The sequence below is a fragment of the Stappia stellulata genome, assembly GCF_020176715.1.
GTDB lineage: Bacteria > Pseudomonadota > Alphaproteobacteria > Rhizobiales > Stappiaceae > Stappia.
The window spans coordinates 24057-47510 of record NZ_JAIVMF010000017.1 but is presented as its reverse complement, the minus strand read 5'-3'; the positions used below and the strand labels follow the sequence as shown (position 1 = coordinate 47510).

Sequence of the window (23454 nt, the reverse complement as noted above, 5' to 3'; positions counted from 1 at the left end):
TCAGCAATTGAGGAGAAAGGGAGAGGCATGACAGGGGATTTCACGGGCAAGGTGGTTGCAGTGACCGGTGCCGCACATGGCATCGGCCGGTCGATCGTTCTTGGCTTCGCGGCGGAGGGGGCCGATCTGGCGATCCTCGACCGGGATGGCGAGGCGCTGGCGGCCACGGCGGGGGAGGCCCGGGCAAAGGGCGGGCGCGTTCTGGCGCTTGAGGGCGACCTGCTCGACCGGGCGCATGTCACCGCCAGCTTCGCCCGGATCGAGGGGGAGTTCGGGCCGGTGCATACGCTGATCAACAATCTCGGTCAGACGGCGCGGGAGAAATACTCCGAATTCTATCTGGCGGAAGGCGACACGCTGGATTTCGTGATCGACATCTCGCTCGGCGCGACCTTGCATTGCTCGCGTCAGGTGGTGCCGGGGATGCGGGCACGCAGAGAGGGGCGGATCGTGTCGATCTCTTCCGACTCGGCCCTCAATGGCGACATCGGCACGGTCGATTACGCGGCGGCCAAGTCCGGCGTTCTCGGCTTCACCCGTGCGCTCGCCCGGGAGCTCGGCCCGCACAAGGTGACCGTCAATGCGATCTGTCCAGGCCCGACCAACACCCGGGCGATGCAGCGCATTCCGAAGGATGCTTATGAGCGGGCACGCAGTGCGATCCCGCTCGGCGAACTCTGTGAGCCGGAGGACATCGCCAATGCCGCCGTGTTCCTGGCCAGCGACAAGGCCCGCTGCATCACCGGTCAGACGCTGGTGGTCAATGGCGGCCGGGTCTTCAACTAGCCTTGCGGTCCGATAGGGCTCGGCAGTGAGAACGCGTGGGGGAACAAGGGTATGAGGCGGTGGAGATGACAGGCAACGGGTTTGAAACGCCCCTGACACGGGCGCTCGGATGTCGTTATCCGGTGGTGCAGACGGCGATGGGCTGGGTGGCCGATCCGAAGCTTGTTGCGGCAACGACCAATGCCGGCGGGTTCGGCTTTCTTGCCGCAGCCTCGATCCCGCCGGGGGGCATCGATGCGGCCATCGCGGCGGTCAAGGCGGCGACGGATGGCCCGTTCGGCATTAACTTCCACATGTTCCAGCCCAACGCGGAAGAGGTGATCGAGGCGATCCTTTTGCACCGGGTCCGGGCGGTGAGTTATGGCCGTGGCCCGGATGCGGCGACCATCGCCCGGTTCCGCGATGCCGGGATCGAGTGCATGCCGACGGTCGGGGCGGTGAAACATGCCGTGCGGGCGGTGGCGCTTGGCGCCAGCATCATCACCGTCCAGGGCGGCGAAGGGGGCGGGCACACCGGATCTGTGCCGACCTCCCTGCTCTTGCCGCAAGTGCTCGACGCGGTCGATGTGCCGGTGGTGGCCGCCGGCGGGTTTTACGACGGGCGCGGGCTGGCCGCGGCGCTTGCCTGGGGCGCGGATGGCATCGCCATGGGCACCCGCTTCCTTTTGACTTCCGAAAGCCCGGTGCATCCGGAAACGCTCGCCCGCTACCTCAAGACCGCCGATCCGGCGGCGATCCGGGTGTCGAAGGCGGTTGATGGCCTGCCACAGCGGTTCATCGACAATGAGGAGCTGCGCCGCATGGAAGGGATGAGCCGCCCGGCGCGGTTCCTTGCCAGCCTGCGGCACGGCCTGTCCTGGGGGCGGGCGCAAGGGATGAGCTACGCCAGCATGCTGCGGCTGGCCCTGCGCGCGCTGAAGGCGGGTGACGCCGGGTTTGCCGCCACGGTGATGGCTCCGAACCTGCCCCGCCTGGTGGAACAGGGGCTGGTGAGTGGCGATACGCGGGGCGGGCTTTTGCCCTCCGGTCAGGTGGCGGCGTTGATCGGCGAGTTGGAGAGCTGCGACGCGCTGATCACCCGCATCGTTCGGGAGGCCGAAGAGCGTCTTTCCGCTCTGCGGCAGTTGCCGGGCCGCGACTGCGAAACGGCAACACAGGGAGCATGGGCATGAGTGCGCCATTTTCCGCTGAGGTCAGCGATCATATCGGCGAAATCATCCTGAACCGGCCACCGGTCAACGCCTTCGACAGCGCCGGCTGGGCCGCGCTGGCGCGGGCGGTGGATGACATGAACGCGGACCGGCAAGTGCGGGTGCTGATCATCCGCGCCGAGGGGCGCGGGTTCTGCGCCGGGGTCGACATCAAGGAATTGCAGCGGCATCCGGAACGGATCATCGAGGTCAACCGGGGCAACTACGACACCTTCCGCGCCATTCACCGGGGCCGGGTGCCGGTGATCGCCGCAGCCCATGGTTTCGTGCTCGGCGGCGGGATCGGCATCTGCGGTGGCGCGGACATCGTGCTGGCCTCAGATTGCGCCAGTTTCGGCGTGCCGGAGGTGGATCGCGGCGCGCTGGGCGGCGGTGCGCATCTTCAGCGCCTGTTTCCGCTGCAAAAAGTGCGGCAGATGTATTTCACCGGCGATCCGGTGAGCGCGACGGAGGCCTTTCGCTTCGGCGGCATCGAAGCGGTGCTGCCCCGGGCGGAGCTCGCCGATGCGGCGCGGGTGCTCGCGGCGAAAATCGCAGCAAAGAGCCCGGCGATGATCTCGCTGGCCAAGGAGGCGCTCAACGGGGTGGAGGCGGCGGATCTTGAGGCACAGTACCGCTGGGAGCAGGGCTTCACCGCGCAGGCCTATCTGATGGCGGATTCCCAGGCGGCCCGCGATGCATTTGTCGCCGATGGCCGCACGGCCGATTTCTCGAACAAGGCAAGGATGAGCCGAAATGGACGCTGACACATTCTCCGCGAGCCCCTCCTCTCAGTGCCCGCCTTATGTGCCCGGCCATGGGCTGCTCAAGGGGCGGTCGGTGCTGATCACCGCCGCCGCCGGACAGGGCATCGGTTTTGCCACCGCCCGCCGCGCGATGGAGGAAGGGGCGCGGGCGTTGATGGTCTCGGACATTCACCCGCGTCGACTCGATGAAGCCGTTGCCGCGCTGAAGGAGATCGCGCCCGAGACCCCGGTGACCGGGCATCTTGCCGATGTCACCAATGAGGATCAGGTGCAGGCCCTGGTCGGCGCGGCCGAGGCGGCGATGGAGGGCATCGACGTTCTGGTCAACAACGCGGGGCTGGGCGGTGTCAAACCAATCGTCGAGATGAGCGACGAGGAGTGGCACCGGGTGCTCGACGTGACGTTGAACGGCACCTTCCGCATGACGCGGGCGGCGCTGCGGGCGATGATGCCGCGCCGTCGCGGCACCATCGTCAACAACGCCTCGGTGCTCGGCTGGCGTGCGCAAAAAGGGCAGGCGCATTATGCCGCCGCCAAGGCGGGGGTGATGGCGCTGACACGGTGCAGCGCCCTTGAGGCGGCGGATCACGGCATTCGCGTCAACGCGGTCTCCCCGTCCATCGCCATGCACGACTTCCTGAAGCGCTCGGCACCGGAAGAGGTGCTGAAGGATCTTTCCGCGCGGGAAGCCTTTGGCCGGGCCGCCGAAGTCTGGGAGGTGGCCAATGTCATCATGTTCCTGGCCAGCGACTACGCCTCCTACATGGTGGGCGAGGTGGTCTCCGTGTCCAGTCAACGCGCCTGAGGGGAGAGCGCTCGCATGACCTTCCGCTTCCGTTCCGCCGAAGAGGCAATCGGCGCAATCGGCCGCAAGCTCGGTCCCAGCGACTGGCTGACCATCGATCAGGATCGCATTAACCTGTTCGCGCAGGCCACCGGGGATTTCCAGTGGCTGCATGTGGATCCGCAGCGTGCAGCAAGGGGGCCGTTCGGCAAGACCATCGCCCATGGGTTTTTGTCCCTGTCGCTGACGAACCTGTTCCTGCCGGATCTGTTCATGCCGGACAATCTCGATTGGGGGGTGAATTACGGCCTCGACCGGGTGCGGTTTCCCGCGCCGGTGCCGGTGGGCGCAAATATCCGTGCCAGCGGCGAATTGCTTGATGCCAAACCGATCGGCGAGAACGGCGTTCAGACCACTGTGCGCATGGTGATCGAGGTCGAGGGCGGCGACAAGCCGGGGTGCGTCGCCGATACGCTCCAGCGCTATGCGTTTCTTTAGAAGTTTGCCGCCCGGTATCGTCCTGACGGACGATGAGGGTGGCTGGCTGTCTCTCTAGGCTCTTCGGAAACAGGCGGAAATCCTTTCTGCCGAAGGGCAACAGCGATTACGGGTTCATGACATGGACAAACAGAAAAGCCTTCGCGAGGCCGTCCGCAGTCTGCATGACGGCATGGTCATCGGCGTCGGCGGCTGGGGTGCTCGGCGCAAGCCGATGGCATTGGTGCGGGAAATCCTGCGCTCGGATCTGAAGGATCTGACGCTGGTCGCCTATGGCGGGCCGGAGGTCGGCATGCTGTGTGCCGCTGGCAAGGTGCGCAAGGTGATTTACGGCTTCGTGTCGCTCGACAAGATTCCGCTCGAACCCTACTTTCGCAAGGCGCGCGAGAGCGGGGCGATCGAGGTAATGGAACTCGACGAGGGCATGTTTCTGCTCGGTCTCAGGGCCGCTGCCGAGGGCGTCCCCTTCGCGCCGACCCGCATCGGCATGGGCACCGATGTGCTGACCCACAATCCGGAGCTGCGTCTGGTCACCTCTCCCTATGATGCGGAGGATGTGCTGGTGGCGATGCCGGCGCTGAAGCCGGACATCTCGCTGATCCATGTCAGCCGCGCCGACCGGAGGGGCAATGTGCAGACCGATGGGCGCGATCCCTATTTCGACAATCTGATCGCCCGTGCTGCCAGCCGTGTGATCGTGTCGGCGGAGGAGGTCCACGATCGGCTCGATCTGACCCATTCCCACATGGCGCAAAAGAGCCTGTTCGACCGCTCCGTGGTGGAAACGGTGGTGGCGGCGCCCTTTGGGGCCCATCCCACCACCGCGCATGACGCCTACGGTTGGGATATGGCGCATCTGAAGACCTATTGCGATGGGGCGCGTCAGGAAGGGGGCTGGGACGCCTACCTGCGCGACTACGTCGGCGCCGATGAGCCGACCTATCTGGACCGGGTGGGCGGCGTCGATGCGATCCGCACCCTGTCGATCCCCAATCTGTGAGGTGCCGTCATGATTCATGCTGAGACTTTCACCCTGGCCGAGCTGATGATCACTGCCGCCGCCCGGGCCTGGGCGGAGGACGGCGAGGTGATGGCCAACGGCATCGGCACACTGCCCCGGATCGCCGCCGGTCTCGCCAAGCTTCGCCTCAACGACCGGCTGCTGTTGACCGATGGCGAGGCCTTCGCCGTCGAGGAGCCGGTGCCGCTCGGTTGCGCGCCGGAGGACCGGCCCGGACATGCGGGCTGGTTTCCCTATGGCCGTATCTTCGAAAGCCTCTGGTCCGGTCGCCGGCACGCTATGGTGACGCCGGTGCAGATCGACCGGTTCGCCCAGGCCAACATTTCCTGCCTCGGCGATTTCCGAAAGCCCAAGGTGCAGATGCTCGGCGTGCGCGGGTTTCCCGGCAACAGCATCAGCCACCGCAACTCCATGCTGGTGACGAGCCATGACCGGCGCACCTTCGTGCCGGGGGAGGTCGATGTGGTGTGCAGCGCCGGCTTCAACGATCGGCTGTGGCCGGAGGGCGCGCGGCGGCCGGAAATCCGGATCGGTCTGGTCATCACACCGCTTTGCGTGATGGATTTCGGCGGGCCGGACCACGCGCCGCGGGTGCTCTCGCTGCATCCGGGCGTGAGTTTCGAGGAGGTCGCCGCGAACACCGGCTTCGAGCTGTTGCGGGCGCCGGATCTTCATGAGACCGCGATTCCGACGGCGGAGGAACTGGTGGTGATCCGCCAACTTGATCCGCACGATCAGCGGGCCGGCGCCCTGAAAGGCAATCCGTCCGGCCTTCGCGCGCGCGCAGCCTGACGGCGGGCGTCATACGAGGTGCGCCTTGGCGCACGCGCCGGGCAGGACGCTCAACTCCGGGCAAAGGTCGAGCGGATCAGACCGATCCCGGCAGGGGCGAAAAAGCCTGCTGCGGCCGTGGAAAAGCTGACCGACTTTCCCGTCTGACAGGTCCCCAATCCCAGACCCAGAGCGACATGGGTATTGCCCGTGTCACTCGGCCCGGGCGCAATGGCGTTCTCACGTCGCTCGATCCATTCACAGCGCGCAAGTTCCGGTACCTACATCTTGTTTGGCTTTGGGATCGCCGTGTCGTCGATGCCGACAGCCTCCAGCTTTGGGGCCTTCTTCGCGGCGGCGTGCACATGTCGGCAAGTCCGAAGGTCTCCACCAGGCGCAGCGCCTGCACCTATGCGCGGCGGCCAACCAAGGCCGACCGGGATCGGATTGGGCGTTTCGGGGGTGAAAGGGCTTTTGAGGCGCACGTCCGTGAGCAACTGCCCTGGTACGAACTGGCATCGGATGCGGCGGCTTTGGTCGCGAAGCATGACATCCCGAAAGGTGGGCTTGTCTACGATATCGGATGCTCAACCGGTAAAGTCGGTCGATCGCTGGCTGGTGTCCTGGAGGAACGGCAGGCGCGGCTGATTGCCCTTGATGAGTGCGCGGACGTGGTCCGAGCCTATCAGGCCCCGGGTACGGCAATCTGTGCCGACGCGGCAACATTCGATTGAGAGCCTTTCGACGTCGCGATCCTGTTCCTCACCCTCATGTTTCTGCCGGTCTCGCAACGGGTGAAGTTGCTCGCCCTTCTCGGGGCGAGCCTTAACCCGTTGGTTGCATCATCGTCTTCGACAAGAGCGGCACCGCGCCAGGCGAAGAGGGGGCGGCGCTCGCCCGACTGACCTGGCACGACAAACTGCAATCGGGAGCGACACCGCATGATTTGGCCAACAAAAAGATGAAGCTGATTGGTGTTCAAAGACCGATCGACCGGCGGGAAACTGATCCGGCGATCCAAGTGTTTCGCTTCGGCGACTTCGGCGGGCGGATCATCACGTCCGAGATCACCCTGTATCCTCCCGCCTAGAGCATATCCGTTTTGTGTTGGTTCATATCCAGCTGCAGCAAAGTAGTTTGCGCATTCGCGTGGTTTGAAATGGGCGCAGAGGTCGCCAACGGAGTTCCACTAGACGTTGACCGTACGCTCCGTCTTGGCGCGCAACAGCGCCTTGAGTTTCGAAAACGCGGTCTCGATCGGTTTGAAATCGGGACTTTAGGGCGGCAGATAGCGCAGCTCGGCACCGACGTTTTCAATGGCTTCCCGGACCCCGGCAGCCTTGTGGGCCGGCAGATTGTCCATCACGACGATGTCGCCGCGTGACAGCGTCGGCACAAGGACCTGCTCGACATAGGCCAGGAAAGCCAAACCGTTCATGGCACCGTCGAGGACCATCGGGGCCGTCAGGCCGGTCAGGCGCAAGGCTCCGGTGAAGGTCGTCGTTTGCAGTGGCCGTGCGGCACTACCGCCCGGCCACGTCCTCCCCTCAGCGATCGTTCACGCAGCCGATCCATCTTCGTATTAAGGCCGGTCTCGTCAATGAAGACGAGCCTGGCCGCGATCGCCGCCCCCGTCAGGCGCAGGTCGCGCCGCAGATGCAGGGCGAGCGCGACCAGGCGATCGGGCAGACGCCCCGCCACGCGGGCGGGGGCACGGGCCACGATCTGCTCTCGACTATAGACGGTCAGGCGGGCACCTTGGTGCGGGTTGTTCATCTTTCGGGATCCTCGGCTGGAGTTTGGCGATTGCAGCCTAATCCCGAACCGGATGAACAACCTCTCGAGACTTCACACCCAGATGTCACCTTCACCCGGTGCGGCGCGCCATTTCCTTTGAATAGCCCGCCGCGTTGCGTTTGATCCGGTGCCGCTGTGGTCGGCAACCGCGCCACTGCGCACGCCGTCGGAGACGGGATGGAGTCAGGCGCCCTTTGCACCGGCCATGATCCTGCACGTCCGCTCCGGCTTCAGCGGTGTCGCGCTCTTGCGATTTCCCCCGCGATTTCCCTCCCGACCGAGCCGGGTTTTCGATTTTTCATGTCCCCTTGATCGTCACCCGTAGGAACCGACAGGTTATCGGGTCGGGCAATCTGTGTATTCAGATAGGGTCATAGTTTTTCAGCAGGTTAATCAGTTTTGTAAAAGTGAGAATCATGTAGGCGTGATGTAAATCGTGAGGGTGTTCAAATTCTGCGCTCCACGATCATGTGTTTCTTCTTGTCCTTAAGCGGGCTTCGCCGGATGAGAAGTGCAGGCGCGCCTTGTCAGAGATCCTTCCTGGGTGTCCGCCTCCAGGTGAATGATGATCGGGACTTTGAACCATGAAACACATACAGCCTCCGCTTTCGGATACGAAGGTCGTCGCCGTGACCGGCCTGGAATCCGAGGTTCGCTCCTATTGTCGCAGCTTTCCCGCGACCTTTGCCCGTGCCGCCGGCAGCATTCTCGAGACGGACGGGGGCGAGCGGTATCTGGATTTTCTCGCCGGGTGCGGCGCGCTCAACTACGGGCACAACAATCCGCTGCTGCGACACCGTCTGACCCGCTACCTTGAAGACGATGGCATCTCCATGTCGCTCGACATGGAAACGGTGTCGAAAGCGGCCTTCATGGATCTGTTTCGCCTCCGGATCATGATCCCGCGAAACCTCGACTACAAACTTCAGTTTCCCGGGCCGACGGGTGCGAATGCGGTCGAGGCAGCCGTCAAGCTGGCGCGCAAGGTCACCGGCCGCACCAATGTCATTGCCTTTACCAACGCTTTCCACGGCTGCACGCAGGGCGCGCTGTCGCTCACCGCGAACGCCCACCATCGCTCAAGTTCCTCGGCACTGCTCAACCAGGTGACCCGTCTGCCCTATGACGGCTACCTCGGCGCGGACGTCGATACGGCCGATATTGTGGAAAAACTCCTGGCGGACGGATCGTCCGGGGTCGACAAGCCGGCGGCCATCATCCTTGAGACGGTGCAGGGCGAGGGCGGGTTGAACCGTGCCAGCGCCGCGTGGTTGCGCCGCATTCGCCGGATCGCCTCGGATCATGGCGTGCTGGTGATCGTCGACGATATCCAGGCCGGATGCGGTCGGCTGGGAACCTTCTTTTCCTTCGAGCATGCGGGCCTTCAGCCGGACATCGTCGTGCTGTCGAAATCGCTTTCCGGTTTCGGGCAGCCGTTGGCCATGCTCATGATCGCGCCGCAATGGGATGCCTGGAAGCCGGGCGAGCACAATGGCACCTTCCGCGGCAACAACCTCGCCTTCGTGACGGCGGCCGCCACCCTGGAGGCCTATTGGTCCGACGCCCTGTTCGCGTCGGAGGTGGTCCGCAAGGGGGGCCTGGTCACACATGCGCTCGATGCCATGGCCGCTGACTATGGCGGCATGCGCAAGGGAGCCGGCATGATGCAGGGTCTCGACGTGCGCGACGGCAAACGGGCGGCGCAGATCCGCGAGCTTTGCTTCCACAACCGGCTGATCCTGGAAACCTGCGGGCCGGACGAGACGGTCGTGAAGCTCCTTCCCCCGCTCACCATCGACGACGGCGACCTTTCTCACGGGCTTGCGGTTCTCAAACGCTGCGTCGCAGCGACCTGCGCGGGACCCGCGCGCCTGGCAAGCATCCATTGAACAGCGGAGGACATTTCATGACTTATCAAGGCGATATTGATCCACTCGTGCCCCTTCGCGACAGGATCGACCGGTACAGCGAGGCCGAGGTCGCGCGTTTCAGGGCCGACTTTCTCGCAAACGGCTTCGTGCGCATCCCGCACTTCCTGCCGTCCGCGTTGCATCGCGCGATCACGCGGGAGTGCGAGGGGATCAGCTCGACCAGCGGGCGCAACAAGCACCTGACCATGAAGAGCACCGGCGACACGCCGCGCCGGATGCGCACCGTCGGCCAGCACATCCTCAGGGAAAAGAGCCTCTTCATCCCCCGGATCTATGCGTGCGAGGCGGTGCGCGGGTTTCTGACTGCGATCACCGGAGAGACGGTCCACCGCGTCCCGTGGCCCCCGGAGGAATATGTGCTCAGCAACCTCTTCCGCGACGGCGATACCCACGGTTGGCACTGGGATGACTACTCCTTTGCCTTCGTCCTCTATCTCAAGGCGCCGGACGTCGCCCAGGGCGGCTTCTTGCAGCTATGTGGCGGTGGAAGCTGGGACAAGGAAAATCCGAAGGTCAACGAAACGCTCCTGAGCGGGGCGATCCACACGCACCGCTGCGACGCGGCGGACGCCTATCTCCTCAATGCCCAGAAATACCTTCACCGCGTCACGCCGATCGCCCGCGGCGGCGAGCGGCTGATCGTCAACATGACCTGGGCGAACGAGCGCGACCTGGCGGCGGAGATGACGCACGAAACCAACGATGTGCTGTTCGCCAGCTGAGGCCGGGAGGGTTCACGAGATGACGTCGACCTATCTGTCTCCCGCCCGCGAGGAACTGGCGCACCGATTGCCGCCGGGGGTCCAGTCTTTCGTGACCTGGCTCAGCGGCATTCGCGGCTCGCGTGATCCGGCCGCCCGGCCGCTGTCGCCGGTGGAGGTCGTCGGGATCGGCGTCGCCTCGATTGTTGCCGGCTTCGCCCTGATCGGCCTTGCGCTCTCTCTGGGGGGGATCGGCGGCGGCCTGGTCTACATGCTCGGCTTTTGTTTCGTCTCCGGCGGAATGCGACGCCTGGACGTTCTCGTCATCCACCAGACGCTTCACTACAAGGTGCTGAAAACGCCCCTTGCCAATCATGTGCTGGGGGAGGTTCTGACGACACTGCTCCTGCGAACGCCGTTTCGCGAGAACCAGAAATCCCATCTCATGCACCACCGGGCGCCGTGCTTTGAAGACGACGCGGATGTCCTGTTCCTGCGCAACGCGGGGCTGGGACTGGAGGAAAGTCGCGGTCGCCTGTGCCGCCGGATCGTCCTGATCTGTCTGTCGCCGGTCTTTCATGTCCGGTTCCTGGCCGAAAGGCTCAGGGCGAATTTCATCGATGCGCGTCCGCTCTATCGGCTCGCATTGTCCTGGGCCTATCTCGCGGCTCTGGCGCTGCCGGGGGTTTTCCTCGGGTCCGCTTATTACGTCGCGCTCGGGCTCTTCTGGCTGCTGCCGCTGACGATCGGCTTCCAGATTTCCAACTTTCTCTACACGGCCAGCAAGCACCGGTGGTGGGCGTTTTCCAACCAGACCATCCGCGACCGGGAGAAGAAGGACTTCCTGAGTTTCACCCGCGTGTGCTGTTGCAAGGCGCCGGAGCGAAACACGTTCGTTGCCTGGATCCCGTGGTGGATCAGGGCGGTGTCGATCCACATGCCCGCGCGGTTGTTCGTCGTCGTCGGCGACACGGTGCACCATGACCTGCACCACATTGCCCCCAACTGCGACTGGCCGAATTCCTCGGCGGAACGTCCTGGATATGTTGGCCGGACGCCGGACCGGTTTTCGGAAGTCTGGGGCGGGCTCCCGGCGCATTTGGGCGAATGCAACCTTCGGGAAAATTCCTTTCGCGCGACCGCCAGGACCGTGACGGCGTGACGGGGCGTCCCTTGACACCTGGAGCCGGGATCGTCCCGCCTCTCACTTTCCAGGAAGGAAAATCCATGACCCATACTGTGGTGGTTGTCGACAAAACGGGACGCGGGCACAGCATCTGTGCGGCCCTCGTTGCCAATTCCAGGACGGTGAAGGTCCACTATCTTCCAGGGACCGGCGGGATCCTTGGCGAAAGGATTGCGCGTGCGCCGCGAATCGATGATTTCCGCTCGGTCATTGCCGCCTGCGAGGACTTGCGGCCGGACCTTGTGTTCGTCTCGCACATCGAAGCGCTCGACGACGGGATCGCCGATGAGCTGAGGCAGCGCGGCTTTCGCGTCTTCGGCGCGTCGAGCAAGGCCGCCCGGCTCGAAAGCAGCAAATGGTTCTGCAAGGAGGTCTGCCGCGAAAACGGCGTGCCGACACCGCGGGCGCGTCTGTTTGAGGATCGGGCGGCGCTGGGCGCGTTCCTGTCCGACCCGTCCAATCTGCCGAAGATGGTCAAGGTCGACTGGTTGACGCGCAACGGCAATGGCGCGATCCCGGTGCCGGCCGGGACCCGGCCGCAGGACGTGCTTGCGCAGATCGACGCGGTGATCGCGCAAAACCCCGGGGCGCCCTTCAAGGTGCTCGCCGAGGACTACCTGCCCGGCGTCGATTATTCGGCGCATTACTTCGTCCAGGGTCGAAGCATCGTCGAGTTGCCGTCCGCCCAGGACTTCAAGAAAAGCCATGACGCCGACGGCGGTGCCAATTGCGACGGCATGGGCAGCCTCTCGCCCCACATGATGGATTCGCCGGCGCTGAGCCAGACGATCGCCAACAGCATTCTCAAGCCGGTGCTCAAGGGACTGCGCGCGCGCGGCATATCCTACAGCGGGCCGATCTATCTTGGCCTTCGGATCGATGCGGACGGGCGCCCTCATCTTCTGGAAATCAACACCCGGCTGGGGGATTCGGAAAGCCAGACCATTTTTCCCCGTGTGGACGAGGACCTGTTCGCGCTTTTGATGCGCATGACCTCGGGCGAACGCGTCGAGCGCCGGCTGAAGGTCAAGCCCCGCTCCTGCGTCACCATTACCCTTTCGGCGGGAGCGAAATCCGCCCTGAAGGATCAGGCGGAGCTCGACCGGGAGACGGACTGGCCGTTCCGCGATATCGGAAGCGGAGAGATCGTGAGGTTCTTCCCGGCTCTGCTGGCGGACAAAGCCATGGTGTTCTGGGCGGGGGTCGAGCAGTCCGCCGACAGCAGCCTGCGGACCCGCGCTGGCCGCGTTGCCCATATTTCTGCGCTTGGCGGCAGCATCCGCGAAGCCCGCGACCGCGTCTACGCCTCGATCCAATCCGTGTGCTTTCAGGGCAAACGGTGGCGCACGGACATCGGCGCGTGACGTCGAGGACCGCATGACGGACCCCGACTGGCCTGCGGCCGGTCGGGTCTTCCCGCCGTCCGGTCCGTTAATGGCCCGCGAATGGGCTGGGGCGCGCCACGTCCTAGAAGGTCGGCCCCTGGGCGAGCGGCGAACGGTCGAAGAAGCGGTTGAACCGAAATCGTGTCAGGTCGTGCGGCTGTGCGCGGCCGCCGGCCCAGTGTCCGACGACGCGCGCGACCGCCGGAGCGATGCCGAAGCCGTGGCCGCTGAAGCCCGTGGCGACAAAGACCGACCCGCCTGCATGGGGCGTGTCGAGGACCGGCAGGAAGTCCGGCAGGAGATCGATGGATCCGGCCCAGCACCGCCGGACGCGGGCGTTTGGGCCGATCAGCCCGCGCTGACGCGCGGCGCTCATGCTGTCGCGCACGACCTTGCGGGACGGGGCGGGGTTGACGTCGCCACTGCCCTTGCGGGGCAACGCCAGGCGCGCCATTTGCAGGCAGCTTCGCAGCGAGCGCGCATAGTGGCCGAGATGACGCAAGGTCTGCGGCCCGACCCGGTGCACGAAGCCCTTGCACAGGCTGAGGCCGACATGGCCTTGCGCCGTGCGATAGAAGGCCAGGACGCCGTCTGTTCCCGATCCCCGCCACAGGTTTGACGGATCAAAGACTTCGGTCACGGTCGATTCCACGCACAATTGCGGCAGGCGGGCTGCGGCGCCGGCGGCAAGGCTTGCCGATCCCGCGCCCGACGCGATGACGACGCGTTCCGCGGTGAGATCTCCCAGGTCCGTCTCGATCCGGACGCGGCCGTCGCCCCCGGGGTCAATCGAGCGAACGGCACAGGTCTCGAAGATGCGCCCGCCCTTTTCCAGAACGGCGTTGGCAATCGCGGGCGCGGCAAAGGCAGGCGCGACCCGCCCGTCGCCCGGCGTGCGGAGCCCGTATTGCCAGCGTTGTTCGGGCAGGGGGTAAAGCTGCGCGATCCGCCTGCGGTCGAGCCTCTCGGGTCGAACGCCATGTGCCTCGAGCGCTGCGGCGAAGGTCTCGTATCGCTGCGCATCCGACGGGTGAAGGCCGAGATAGTTGATGCCGGTCTCCTCGAAGGCGAGCGCGGCGGACCCGCATCGCTCGCCGAGCTCCTTCCAGAGCCTGCAGGCCTCCACCATCAGCGGCAGCTCGGCTGGATCGCGTCCCTGCTGCCGGATCCAGCCCAGATTGCGACCGGATTGGGCCCAGCCGACCCGGTCTTTCTCGAGGCACACCACCCGGTGGCCGCGCTCGACCAGTTCGAGGGCGCAGAGGATCCCGACAATGCCGGCGCCGACAATACAGACTTCGGTGCTGGACGGGATGGTCGGGTGCTGGGAAGGTTGCATTGCCTGTCTCCTTGCGCGAGGGGGGCTTGTGCGGCGCGCATGCGAGGCGGTGCGCGCGGCTGCGCCGGCGAGCCCGGGACGCCGACGCGCCGGGGGCGGGCGCAGGGCCCGCTCCCCGAGCGATCGTTTCGACGGTGTCGTCCGCCGGCCCGCGGCTTCGCCATCCGGTCGGTCGCTGGTCAGTTGACCTGCGGAATGTCGGCCGGGTGAAGTCTGAGGGCCACCGACCGCACGCCGCCGACCAGGGTCGTCCTGCCGTCGCCGAACCGCTGGAGGCGAACGCCGTGCCGGCGCAGCAGCCGTTCGATGGCGGTCGTGGTCACGAAGACGAACGCGCTGACGCGGTGGTCGCTGGCGTAGCGGCGCAACTCCTGCAGGATCAGGGACATGACCCCTCCGCGCAGCGACGGGCAGGCGGTTGCCGCGAGACGGCTGATTTCGATCACGGCTGGATCCGGCAGATAGTCTTCCCCGCGCAAGAGGCCGGGAAACACCTCCGACAGCATTGTCGGGCGCGTGGTCGGAATGAGCCGGCACGTGCAAATCAGCGTGTCTTGGTGCCTGACGACGAGATAGTCGCAGTCGGCATTGTCGAAAGCATCGAACTCAAGCCCGCCAGAGCACAGGACATTCCATCCGAGTCGATCGAAGAAAACATCCTTGCGAATGCGATAAATTTTTTCGAGGTCCTTTTCATCGCATGAAGTATTTTTGAAATATTCTGCCTTTATAAACATCAAACCATCCCCTCCCGATAAAGTGATGGGACAATTCTTAAATTTACTGCACTTTCCAGCAACTGGCTGATCCGACAGCATGGTCCTCCCGGAACCTGTTGGTTCCTACAGCAGAGCCCGGCAAGCCGGGTGCGTAGGATGGTCACCACAATTGACCCAATGCCACGAAGCGGAACGGACGGGGGGAGCAGCTTCATGAAAACCGACAAGCTGATTCTGGGCGTGCCGAAAGGGCGTGTCATGAACGACACGAGGCGGCTCTTCAATCGCTGCGGGATCGACCTGTCGATCTCGCGAAAGGACGAAAGGGCGATTTTCGCGGACACCAGCCGGGCGGATCTGACCCTGTGTCCGGTGCGGTCCTCCGATATTCCTCTCTTGCTGGAGGAAGGGGTCCTGGACATCGCGGTGCTTGGCGGCGATGTGATCGCGGAAGCGGCAAACCTGTCCTTCGGCAGCAAGCGCGATCTGGACATTTGCAAGTGTCGGCTGTCGGTGATCGGTCTTCCCGGCGCATTCGTCAGCCGGACCTACATTCGTCGGCCGCGTGTGGCGACGAAATATCCGCGGATCGCCCGCGAATACTTCGAACGGCAAGGCTGTGCCCCCGACATCGTCAAAATGTACGGATCCGTCGAACTGGCGCTGCTCGCTGGCATGGCGCATTTCGTGGTCGATATCGTCGATACCGGAGCAACGATCGCCCGCAACAATCTGCGCGAGCTCGAGGTCATCCAGAAGACCGGTGCGATCGCGTTGATCAGTCATCGCACGACGGGTGCCAGGCGGCAGCGATGCCACGACCTCTTGAGCCACATCCTCGACGCCCCGCATTCCCTTCGTCGGTCTGCGCCGGCGATGAGCGAAGAAGCCATTCTCTAGGACCGGGAGACCTCCGATGAACGTCGCAATTCACCCTTCATCCACGCTTGAGACCACAGCCGCAGGGCGGACCAATCCGCTGTCGATGAACCTGCCGCCCTATTTCACCATTCCGGCGGACTCGGGCCTTGTGTCTGGCGAACAGCCTTGCCTGAAGCCCAAGAAACACCTGATGGATATCATCGAGCTCGTCGCGGCGCGCTACGGCCCGCATCACGGCCTGCGGGTTCTTGCAGGCAATGTGATCGGTGCCGGCGGCTGGGCGCGGCTCCCCACGAAACGCCAGCACGACTATGTCAACTCTCGGGCGGGCGCCTTCATTGCCTCCGGCATGATGTATCTCGAGGTGTCGGGCCCCCAGGCGCTCGACGTTCTCGATTACCTGACGCCGCGCAATCTGCGGTCGCTCAAGACAGGCCGCGCCGCTTTCACCCTTTTCACCACGCCGACGGGAACGGTCGACGAGGAGGCCTTGGTGCTGAGGGTCGAGGAGGACCGCTATCTGGTCTCCTGTGGCGGCGGCGCGCCCCCCTCCCATCTGCACGAGGCGCTTGAACGCTTTCCCGATGCGCGGGTCGTGGATTCCGATTTCGTCAGCTTCAACATCAAGGGACCGGACCGCATTGCCGTGATGCGCGATCTTGTCTGCGCCGCCGACCGGGCCGCCGTCGACGCGCTCAAACCCTTTCAGGCCTGTCGTTGTCGCACGAACGCCGGCGACGACGTGACCGTCGTCCGCTCTGTCATCGGCATGGAAATGTGGGGCATGCCGGAGGCGGTCACCGCCGTCTGGACCGCCATGCTCGACATGCCGGACAGGGTGCTCCCCTGCGGCTGGGACCTGCTCGATACCTATCGCATCGAATGCACGGATATCGACTTCCTGCTTCACCCGCTCGACATGAACTACGGCACCACGCTCGGTGAAATCGGCCTCGGGTGGATGGTCGATCCCCAAAAGACGGCGGATTACGTCGGTCGCGAGGCCATTCGGGAACCGGCGGCAGAGCCGCGGATCACGGTCCGCAAACTGGCCGTTGCCGGCGACAGGACCAGTCGGCCCCGGATCGGCGAAGCCGTTCAGGACGCCGACGGGCGCATCCGCGGTCATGTCTCGAGCTGCGGCTATTCCTATGCCGCGGACAGACATGTCGCCTTCGTTCACCTGACCGACGACGGGTCGGATGCCCCGCTTGAGCTCAAGGGCTGGACTTCTTTCCAGCCCGGTGTTCGCGCGGCCGGCTAGCGCGGTGACCTGCAAGACGTCCGCCTGGCCGCCAGGGTGTCGTGCGCGTGTGCCGAACTCCCCGGACGGCGAGGCGGTGGCCGGAGGCCATGAAAGGAAACAAAATGCGAAACACACTCAACGGATTGGCGCTGCTGACCACGCTCGCCGCGATCTGGGGAAGCTCGTTCTTGTTCATCAAGGTGGGACTGGGGTCGGTGACGCCGCTGACCATCGCGGCAAGCCGCATCACTCTGGCCGCGGTCGTCCTGCTGGTCGTGGCGCGTCTCGCCGGCTACCGGTTGCCGCCTCCCGGCAAGCACTGGGTGTATATCGTCAGCGCCGCGCTCCTCGGCAACGTCCTGCCGTTTTCCTTCATCAGCATGGGCGAGCAATATATCGACAGCAGCCTTGCGGCGATCCTGATGTCCTCGATCCCGCTGTTCACCATCGCCATGGCGCATGTCATCACCGATGACGAGCGGCTGACGATCGAAAAGGCCGCAGGTGTTGCGGTCGGCTTCGTCGGCGTGGTCTTGCTGATCGGCCCGGCGTCGCTGCTGAATCTGGGCCAGCAAACGCTCGCGCAATTGCTCGTGACCACCGCCGCCCTGTGCTACGCCCTGTCGGGAATCTTGAGCCGTCACCTTCGGGATCTGCCGAAGTTCCAGACCTCGGCGGCCATCCTGCTTGTGGCGAGTGCGTTCATCCTGCCGGCGGCGCTGGTTCTGGAAACGCCGTGGACGCTGTCGCCCGAGCCGTCGGCGATCGGCGCCATTGTCGTGCTCGGGCTCTTGTCGACGGCGACGGCGCAACTGATCGTCCTGCGCATCCTTCAGAAATACGACGCCTCCTTCCTGGCGTTGAACAACTACCTGGTTCCCATGTTCGGCGCGTTCTGGGGCATTCTCATTCTCTCCGAACGTCCCGGTCCCAACACCGGCATCGCGTTCTTCGTCGTGCTGGCCGGCATCTTCATCTGCCAGGGCGGCATCTCCAGGACCGTCATCGCCATCCGGCGGTGGCGCACCCACCACAAGGTGAAAACTGGCGTCTATTGACCCCCGCCCGCACCCGCGCCGCTTCCGCGCCCGGCCGCGCGCGAGCGGCGCGGCTATGGCAGGCGCGCTACTTCAAAACCTTGAAGGGGTCGCCGGAGAAAAGATCGGCGTTCAGAAGGCCCAGGATCGCGGCCTTGGCCACCGAGTGCGCCCGGCTCGTCGTCTGCAGTTTGTTCTGTATGTTGGAAAGATGAAACAGCACGGTTCTTTCCGAGATCGACATGATCACGGAGGTCTCCCATGACGTCTTTCCTTCGCTCACCCACTTGAGGCACTCTTTCTCGCGCTCGGAGAGGATTGGCGCGGTGGCGAGCTCGGTCTCCGCTATGCAAATGACCGAATTGCAAAGATAGGGGATGATGAACTGGGCGCCGACCATCATTTCCGGGCAAACGTCTTTCTTGCGAACGGCGAAGCTGACCGAGCAGATGTGGTGGCTGCCGCGAACCGTGCAGGTCACGCCGTCGCCGATGCCGAATTCCTTCGCCGCGCGAAACACCTCGGTGTCGGAAACCTCCGACCAGAGCAGGGACGGCTTGCTGAACGTCAGGGGGCTGTTTGCCGGATCCTTCGAGAAATAGGATCTGGTGCGATAAATCTCCTCCCATTCCTCGGGATAATTGTGATTGATAACAACGTTATTTTCAACGAGGTTTTCAATTCTGCGGATAACAATACTGTAGAATTCGAAGTCGAGCTTTGCGGAAACATTGGACGTCAGCGCAAGGATTTCGCTGTGTGAGGCGCATTCGGCGATTGGCCGGATAAGCTCATAGAGGTCTTCGAACTTCATTTGACAATTGCTTCGAATGAGCGACTGGTCAGCCAATGTGATCGAATATGATTTCCTCATCACGCGAAATGCAACCATAAGTTTTTACGTTTTGGATTGCAAGTCACTCCGGAGCGGGCGGGTTGCTCCTTTCTGCGCTTCCGCTGCGGAACAATGGTCCGTTTCCTTCTGCGCCTCAAAAGCCGCTTGAAGGGGATACATCGCAAAGCTTGGCTCCATGCGATGGGAAAAGCCCTGGCAAGGCTCGCCGGCGCGGGTTCGCTCGGGTCCGGTCGGCGCGCGCGGGCCTTGTTTCTAGCGGCTTTCACCCGGTGCGTCCGCTTCCGCGCCGGCTTTCGCCTCTGCCTCAACTTCCGCTTCGCGTTCGGCTTCCGCATTTTCCGCCGCCCAGACGCCGGCGGCTTCCACTGCGACCGGCGAAGCGGTCGGGAGCACGCCGAGATAGCTCTCCGTCTCCTCGCTCGGGGTGACGGCGCGCTGCGTCATGCGGAAGAGCGCATAGAGCGCGATTGCCGCGAAGGTCACCCCAAGCACCGGCCAGAAGGCGAAGGGGCCGAGCCGTTCCATCGCCCAGCCGGTCGCCAGCGGGCCGACGATGGCGCCAAGCCCGAAGGTGAAGACGAGCCCGCCCGAGGCCGCCGGCATGTCCTCGGCCGAAAGCGTGTCGTTGGTATAAGCGAGAAACAGCGCATAAAGCGGCGTCGTCACCCCGCCTGCGAAAAAGGCGGCCGCCATCAGGGAGGTCAGCCCGCCGCCGGTCAGCCAGCCGAGCAGACAGGCGGCCGCGCCCAGGCAGGAGGCGCCGAAGATCAGCTTGCGCCGGTCCATGCGGTCCGACAGCCAGCCGATCGGATATTGCAGCACCAGCGCCCCGGCAAAGAGCATGGCGACGAAGAGCGCGATCTGCGAGGCGGTCATGCCGATCTGCGAGCCGAACACCGCGCCCATGCCCGATTGCGTCGCATAGACGCTGCCGAGCAGGAAAATGCCGACCGTTCCAAGCGGCGAGCTGGCGAACAGCCCCTTGAGCGACATCGGCCGCGCGACCTCGACAGCCGGCACATGGGCGACCGACAGGAGAATGGGCGCGAAGGAGATCGACACCAGGATCGAGGCGCCGATGAACAGAACCGAGGTGCCGGCGTCGCCCAGCGTCAGCAGCCCCTGCGCCCCGATGATGCCGAGCGTCTGGGCGATCATATAGGCCGAAAGCACCTTGCCGCGGGTCTCGTTGGTGGCGGCGTCGTTGAGCCAGCTTTCCGCCGCCACATAGATCCCTGACATGCAGAAGCCGACGAGCACCCGCAGCAGCGTCCAGGCGATGGGGTCGGTGAAGAGCGGGAAGGAAATCAGCCCCGCAGACATGAAACTGCCCAGCGCCGCGAAGACGCGCACATGCCCGACCCGGCGGATCAGCGCCGGCGTGAAGCGCGCGCCCGACAAAAACCCGGTGAAATAGCCGGAGGTGACGATGGCAAGCTCGGCGGCCGAGAACCCCTCGATGCCGCCGCGCAGGCCGATCAGCGTGAAATGCATGCCGTTGCCCAGCATGATCAAGACGATGCCGAGCAACAAGGCCCAGACCCCGGCCAGTACCTGAAACATGTGACCCGTCCTTGTCCCGCTCGCGCGCGTTTCTCAGCATCCAGCCCTGGCACGGACAGGGCTGCGCAATCGTCGTCGCAGCGTCGCATCCCTGCGCGATTGCGACAAATGTGACGCTGCGTAAATTTGAGGCAGTCGTCTCACGTGTTTCCAAGCGCCTGAAAACGCTTTAGCTTTGCCCGCAATCGAAGACAGCGCGCGGGGAGACACCGGGACATGACGACACGGGACGAGGCGGTGGCGCGGGCAGCGCGCTATTTCGACGACGGCGGGTTTCGCACGGATCTCCAGCGGCTGGTCGCCTTCGAGACGGAGAGCCAGGACCCGTCGCAGGCAGCCGAACTGCGCCGCTACATCGACGAACTGGCCCGTCCCTGGCTGGAGCGGCTCGGCTTTGCCTGCGAGGTGATGGAAAACCCCGATCCGCGCGGCGGCCCGCTCTTGTACGGCGAGCGGATCGAGGATCCCGCGCTGGAGACCGTCTTCACCTATGGCCACGGCGATGTCATCCGCGCCCAGACAGAGCAGTGGCGCGCGGGGCTGCATCCCTTCAAGCTGGTGGAGGAGGGCGACCGGCTCTACGGGCGCGGCACGGCCGACAACAAGGGCCAGCACCTGATCAATCTTTCCGCGCTGGAAGCGGTGCTTGAGGCGCGCGGCGCGCTCGGCTTCAACGTCAAGATCGTTCTGGAAATGTCGGAGGAAACCGGCTCGCCGGGTCTGGCAAAGCTTTTCGCGGAGAACCGCGAGCGCTTCGCCGCCGACGTGCTTATCGCCTCCGACGGGCCGCGTCTGGAACCCGACCGCGCGACGATGTTCATGGGCTCGCGCGGCGGCGTGAACTTCGATCTCAAGGTGCATCTGCGCGACGGCGCGCATCACTCCGGCAACTGGGGCGGGGCGCTCGCCGATCCGGCGACGATCCTGGCGCATGCAATCGCGGCCATCGTCGACCGGCGCGGATCGATCCGCGTTCCCGAGTGGCGGCCGACCAGCCTGACGCCGGAGATCCGCGCCACGCTCAAGGGCCTGCCGGTCGATGGCGGCGACGGACCGAAGGTCGATCCTGACTGGGGCGAGCCGGACCTGACGCCGGCGGAACGCGTCTTCGGCTGGAATTCCTTCGCGGTGCTGGCGATGACGAGCGGCGTGCCGGAAGCACCCGTCAACGCGATCTCGGGCGAGGCCCGCGCCCATTGCCAGCTGCGCTATGTGGTCGGCACCGACCCGGATGACATTCTCCCCGCGCTGCGCCGCCATCTCGACCGGGAAGGCTTCGACATGGTGGAGATCACCCCGGCGGACCGGGTGTTCTTCCGCGCGACCCGGCTCGATCCGTCGAACCCATGGGTCGGTTTCGTCGCCGCCTCGCTGGAAAAGACCGCCGGCCAACCTCCGCATATCCTGCCCAATCTCGCAGGCTCGCTGCCCAACGACACCTTTTCCGAGGTGCTCGGCCTGCCCACCGTCTGGGTGCCGCATTCCTATCGCGGCTGCTCCCAGCATGCGCCCAACGAGCATGTCATCCAGTCCACCTGCCGCGAGGCGCTGCAACTGATGGCGGGGCTCTTTTGGGACATCGGCGAGCGCTCGGCGAAAGCGCCGTCGTAACGCCGGGTTAAGGCAAAGCCGCACCCGCGCTCGACGCAAGGCGCAACAGGCCGTAAAACGCGAGAGATTTCGGTTTTTCGCGTTTTACGGGTGCGTCGGTGGCGGGTTTTTCAGATCGGGTCTTGCGATTGCGTCGGCAGGCTGTGGCCGTCGTTTTTCTCGCGCTCGGCCTTGCCGCGTGCGTTTCGGAAAATCCCGCATATCCCGCCTATTACCGGTTTGCGGTGGATGTGAAGGTCGACGGCAAGCCGGTCACCATCGAGCGGGTGATCAAATGCACGGGAGAGTTCGTGACGGGCTCGACCGTGGCGCCAAGTGCGACTTTCAGCAGAACATATATCAGTCCGCCGGTCATCGGCGCGAAGGTTCCAGATAGCGCAGCGGCTGTCTATGTGCCTGTGATATCCGCCTGTTTCTGGGCTGCTCTGGACGATGAAGGTCGCACATGGGAAGGCAAGACGGTCGATGACTGGGAAGCGGCGGCGCCGTTCACCGAGGCTCACCGCACGCTCAAGCCCGACTCCAGGCTGCCGATCCTGTGGGTCGAGGATCCCGAGCGTTTCGCCAACATCGAATACCACATCAGCGAGCGGGCCCTGTCGGGCAGGCACGGACGGATAGAGTTCGTCCGTGCCCATCCGCCGGAAAAGGTGGATGAAGCGGCCTTCGAAGCCTCGGAGCGCCGGGCGCGCCTGGAAAGCCCCGATCTCACGCCGTTTTTCTTTCCCGAAGACAGCAAGGTCATCCACGGCACGAAGATCTACCGCGATCGCTTCGCCAAATGGCAGGGGCGTCGTGGTAAGCCGCGCATTGGCACCTATTGCTTGGCGGCCTGGGTCATTCCGCGAGAAGAATGGACGCGTGTGCCCGGGGTCGAGCAGTGGGTGGAGACGCTGAGAAAAGATGAGAATACGGCCTACCGATTGTCGGACGACCTCAATGACGCGTTTAGAGAGCATATACCGACCTCCCGAAGAGGAAGAGGGAACGGGCAAAGCCTTTTTCCGATCGGTTATGTCTCGGACCGGGACCGGGAAGAGGTCGGCCGGTTCGCGTTTTTCGACACGGCCCACCCGGTCATCCATACGCCTGAAGGGCTTTATATCGATCTGCAGCGCTCCGGCCTGGCGGGATGCAACTATGAGGCTCTTCATCCGGAACGCCGCCACTGGGTTTGGGCCAAAGCAAATTTTCTTCGCGACGTCACACCGAATGGCGTCACCGTCGCGCGTTTGGATGGGTCACAGCTCTGGCTGGCAATTCGAACGTTGGAGCGTTTTTTTATTGCTGATATCGACGCTTTTGTTGTCTTTCGAGCGGTTTCCACGGGCGTGAGCAAAAGCGGCGAGCCTGTTGAACAGGGATGGAAAGAATGACGATTTCT

21 protein-coding genes and 2 pseudogenes are annotated in these 23454 nt (G+C 64.4%); 17 read left to right on the top strand and 6 right to left on the bottom strand.

The window, feature by feature from the left end:
• The first annotated feature begins 27 nt into the window (after positions 1–27).
• The 7 genes from LC092_RS17280 (at position 28) to LC092_RS17250 (ending at position 5838) form a co-directional block, all read left to right on the top strand.
• Entirely contained in the window at positions 28–786 is a 759-nt protein-coding gene (locus LC092_RS17280) for an SDR family NAD(P)-dependent oxidoreductase (RefSeq protein WP_224808587.1), read from the top strand.
• Between the two features lie 65 nt (positions 787–851).
• Positions 852–1958, top strand: coding sequence for an NAD(P)H-dependent flavin oxidoreductase (locus LC092_RS17275; protein ID WP_224808586.1), 1107 nt, complete (start codon positions 852–854; stop codon positions 1956–1958).
• On the top strand, positions 1955–2743 hold the full coding sequence (locus LC092_RS17270) for an enoyl-CoA hydratase family protein (protein WP_224808585.1): 789 nt from the start codon (positions 1955–1957) through the stop codon (positions 2741–2743). Before LC092_RS17275 ends, LC092_RS17270 begins: the two co-directional genes overlap by 4 nt.
• Positions 2733–3548: an SDR family oxidoreductase gene (locus LC092_RS17265; protein WP_224808584.1), complete on the top strand. Its 816-nt coding sequence runs from the start codon at positions 2733–2735 to the stop codon at positions 3546–3548. Before LC092_RS17270 ends, LC092_RS17265 begins: the two co-directional genes overlap by 11 nt.
• A 15-nt stretch (positions 3549–3563) precedes the next feature.
• Positions 3564–4025: a MaoC family dehydratase gene (locus LC092_RS17260; protein ID WP_224808583.1), complete on the top strand. Its 462-nt coding sequence runs from the start codon at positions 3564–3566 to the stop codon at positions 4023–4025.
• Positions 4026–4146: 121 nt separating this feature from the next.
• Entirely contained in the window at positions 4147–5025 is an 879-nt protein-coding gene (locus LC092_RS17255) for a CoA transferase subunit A (RefSeq protein ID WP_224808582.1), read from the top strand.
• Between the two features lie 9 nt (positions 5026–5034).
• Positions 5035–5838, top strand: coding sequence for a CoA-transferase subunit beta (locus LC092_RS17250; protein WP_224808581.1), 804 nt, complete (start codon positions 5035–5037; stop codon positions 5836–5838).
• Positions 5839–5945: 107 nt separating this feature from the next.
• Here LC092_RS17250 and LC092_RS17245 read toward each other — a convergent pair.
• Positions 5946–6134 (bottom strand): annotated as a pseudogene (locus tag LC092_RS17245) (ATP-binding protein); the annotation flags it as partial.
• Between the two features lie 644 nt (positions 6135–6778).
• On the opposite strand from LC092_RS17245, the gene LC092_RS21190 reads away from it, so the two are divergent.
• A complete protein-coding gene (locus tag LC092_RS21190; protein ID WP_263627192.1) occupies positions 6779–6907 on the top strand; it encodes a hypothetical protein in 129 nt (42 codons plus the stop codon).
• Positions 6908–6925: 18 nt separating this feature from the next.
• Here the strand turns inward: LC092_RS21190 and LC092_RS17240 are convergent.
• Positions 6926–7431 (bottom strand): annotated as a pseudogene (locus LC092_RS17240) (IS630 family transposase); the annotation flags it as partial.
• Between the two features lie 767 nt (positions 7432–8198).
• Between LC092_RS17240 and ectB the strand changes: the two are divergent.
• The 4 genes from ectB to LC092_RS17220 all read left to right on the top strand — a co-directional run bounded on the left by ectB (position 8199) and on the right by LC092_RS17220 (position 12796).
• Entirely contained in the window at positions 8199–9503 is a 1305-nt protein-coding gene (gene ectB / locus LC092_RS17235; RefSeq protein ID WP_224808580.1) for a diaminobutyrate--2-oxoglutarate transaminase, read from the top strand.
• A 17-nt stretch (positions 9504–9520) separates the two neighbouring features.
• Complete coding sequence (locus LC092_RS17230; protein ID WP_224808579.1) at positions 9521–10267, top strand: hypothetical protein; 747 nt, start codon at positions 9521–9523, stop codon at positions 10265–10267.
• Between the two features lie 19 nt (positions 10268–10286).
• On the top strand, positions 10287–11408 hold the full coding sequence (locus LC092_RS17225; RefSeq protein WP_224808578.1) for a fatty acid desaturase: 1122 nt from the start codon (positions 10287–10289) through the stop codon (positions 11406–11408).
• 65 nt (positions 11409–11473) lie between these two features.
• Entirely contained in the window at positions 11474–12796 is a 1323-nt protein-coding gene (locus tag LC092_RS17220) for a phosphoribosylamine--glycine ligase (protein WP_224808577.1), read from the top strand.
• 103 nt (positions 12797–12899) lie between these two features.
• Here LC092_RS17220 and LC092_RS17215 read toward each other — a convergent pair whose 3' ends face one another.
• Both LC092_RS17215 and LC092_RS17210 read right to left on the bottom strand, forming a co-directional pair.
• Complete coding sequence (locus tag LC092_RS17215; protein WP_224808576.1) at positions 12900–14156, bottom strand: NAD(P)/FAD-dependent oxidoreductase; 1257 nt, start codon at positions 14154–14156, stop codon at positions 12900–12902.
• A 179-nt stretch (positions 14157–14335) separates the two neighbouring features.
• On the bottom strand, positions 14336–14974 hold the full coding sequence (locus tag LC092_RS17210; protein WP_224808574.1) for an acyl-homoserine-lactone synthase: 639 nt from the start codon (positions 14972–14974) through the stop codon (positions 14336–14338).
• Positions 14975–15088: 114 nt separating this feature from the next.
• Between LC092_RS17210 and hisG the strand changes: the two genes are divergently transcribed.
• The 3 genes from hisG to LC092_RS17195 all read left to right on the top strand — a co-directional run bounded on the left by hisG (position 15089) and on the right by LC092_RS17195 (position 18061).
• A complete protein-coding gene (hisG, locus tag LC092_RS17205; RefSeq protein WP_224808572.1) occupies positions 15089–15775 on the top strand; it encodes an ATP phosphoribosyltransferase in 687 nt (228 codons plus the stop codon).
• Between the two features lie 16 nt (positions 15776–15791).
• Positions 15792–17021 carry a hypothetical protein gene (locus tag LC092_RS17200; RefSeq protein WP_224808570.1) on the top strand — a complete coding sequence of 410 codons (1230 nt, stop codon included), beginning with the start codon at positions 15792–15794 and terminating at the stop codon, positions 17019–17021.
• Between the two features lie 104 nt (positions 17022–17125).
• Positions 17126–18061 (top strand): DMT family transporter, encoded by a 936-nt coding sequence (locus LC092_RS17195; protein WP_224808568.1) that lies wholly within the window; start codon positions 17126–17128, stop codon positions 18059–18061.
• 67 nt (positions 18062–18128) lie between these two features.
• On the opposite strand, the gene LC092_RS17190 is transcribed toward LC092_RS17195, so the two are convergent.
• The gene (locus LC092_RS17190) at positions 18129–18854 is read right to left on the bottom strand and encodes a LuxR C-terminal-related transcriptional regulator (RefSeq protein ID WP_224808566.1); all 726 of its coding nucleotides are present in this window, start codon (positions 18852–18854) and stop codon (positions 18129–18131) included.
• A 294-nt stretch (positions 18855–19148) separates the two neighbouring features.
• Positions 19149–20459, bottom strand: a complete 1311-nt coding sequence (locus tag LC092_RS17185; protein WP_224808565.1) for an MFS transporter — start codon at positions 20457–20459, stop codon at positions 19149–19151.
• Between the two features lie 216 nt (positions 20460–20675).
• Between LC092_RS17185 and LC092_RS17180 the strand changes: the two genes are divergently transcribed.
• Both LC092_RS17180 and LC092_RS17175 read left to right on the top strand, forming a co-directional pair.
• Positions 20676–22070, top strand: coding sequence for a M20 family metallopeptidase (locus tag LC092_RS17180; protein WP_224808563.1), 1395 nt, complete (start codon positions 20676–20678; stop codon positions 22068–22070).
• A gap of 98 nt (positions 22071–22168) precedes the next feature.
• Positions 22169–23446, top strand: a complete 1278-nt coding sequence (locus LC092_RS17175) for a hypothetical protein (protein WP_224808562.1) — start codon at positions 22169–22171, stop codon at positions 23444–23446.
• Positions 23447–23454 lie beyond the last annotated feature (8 nt).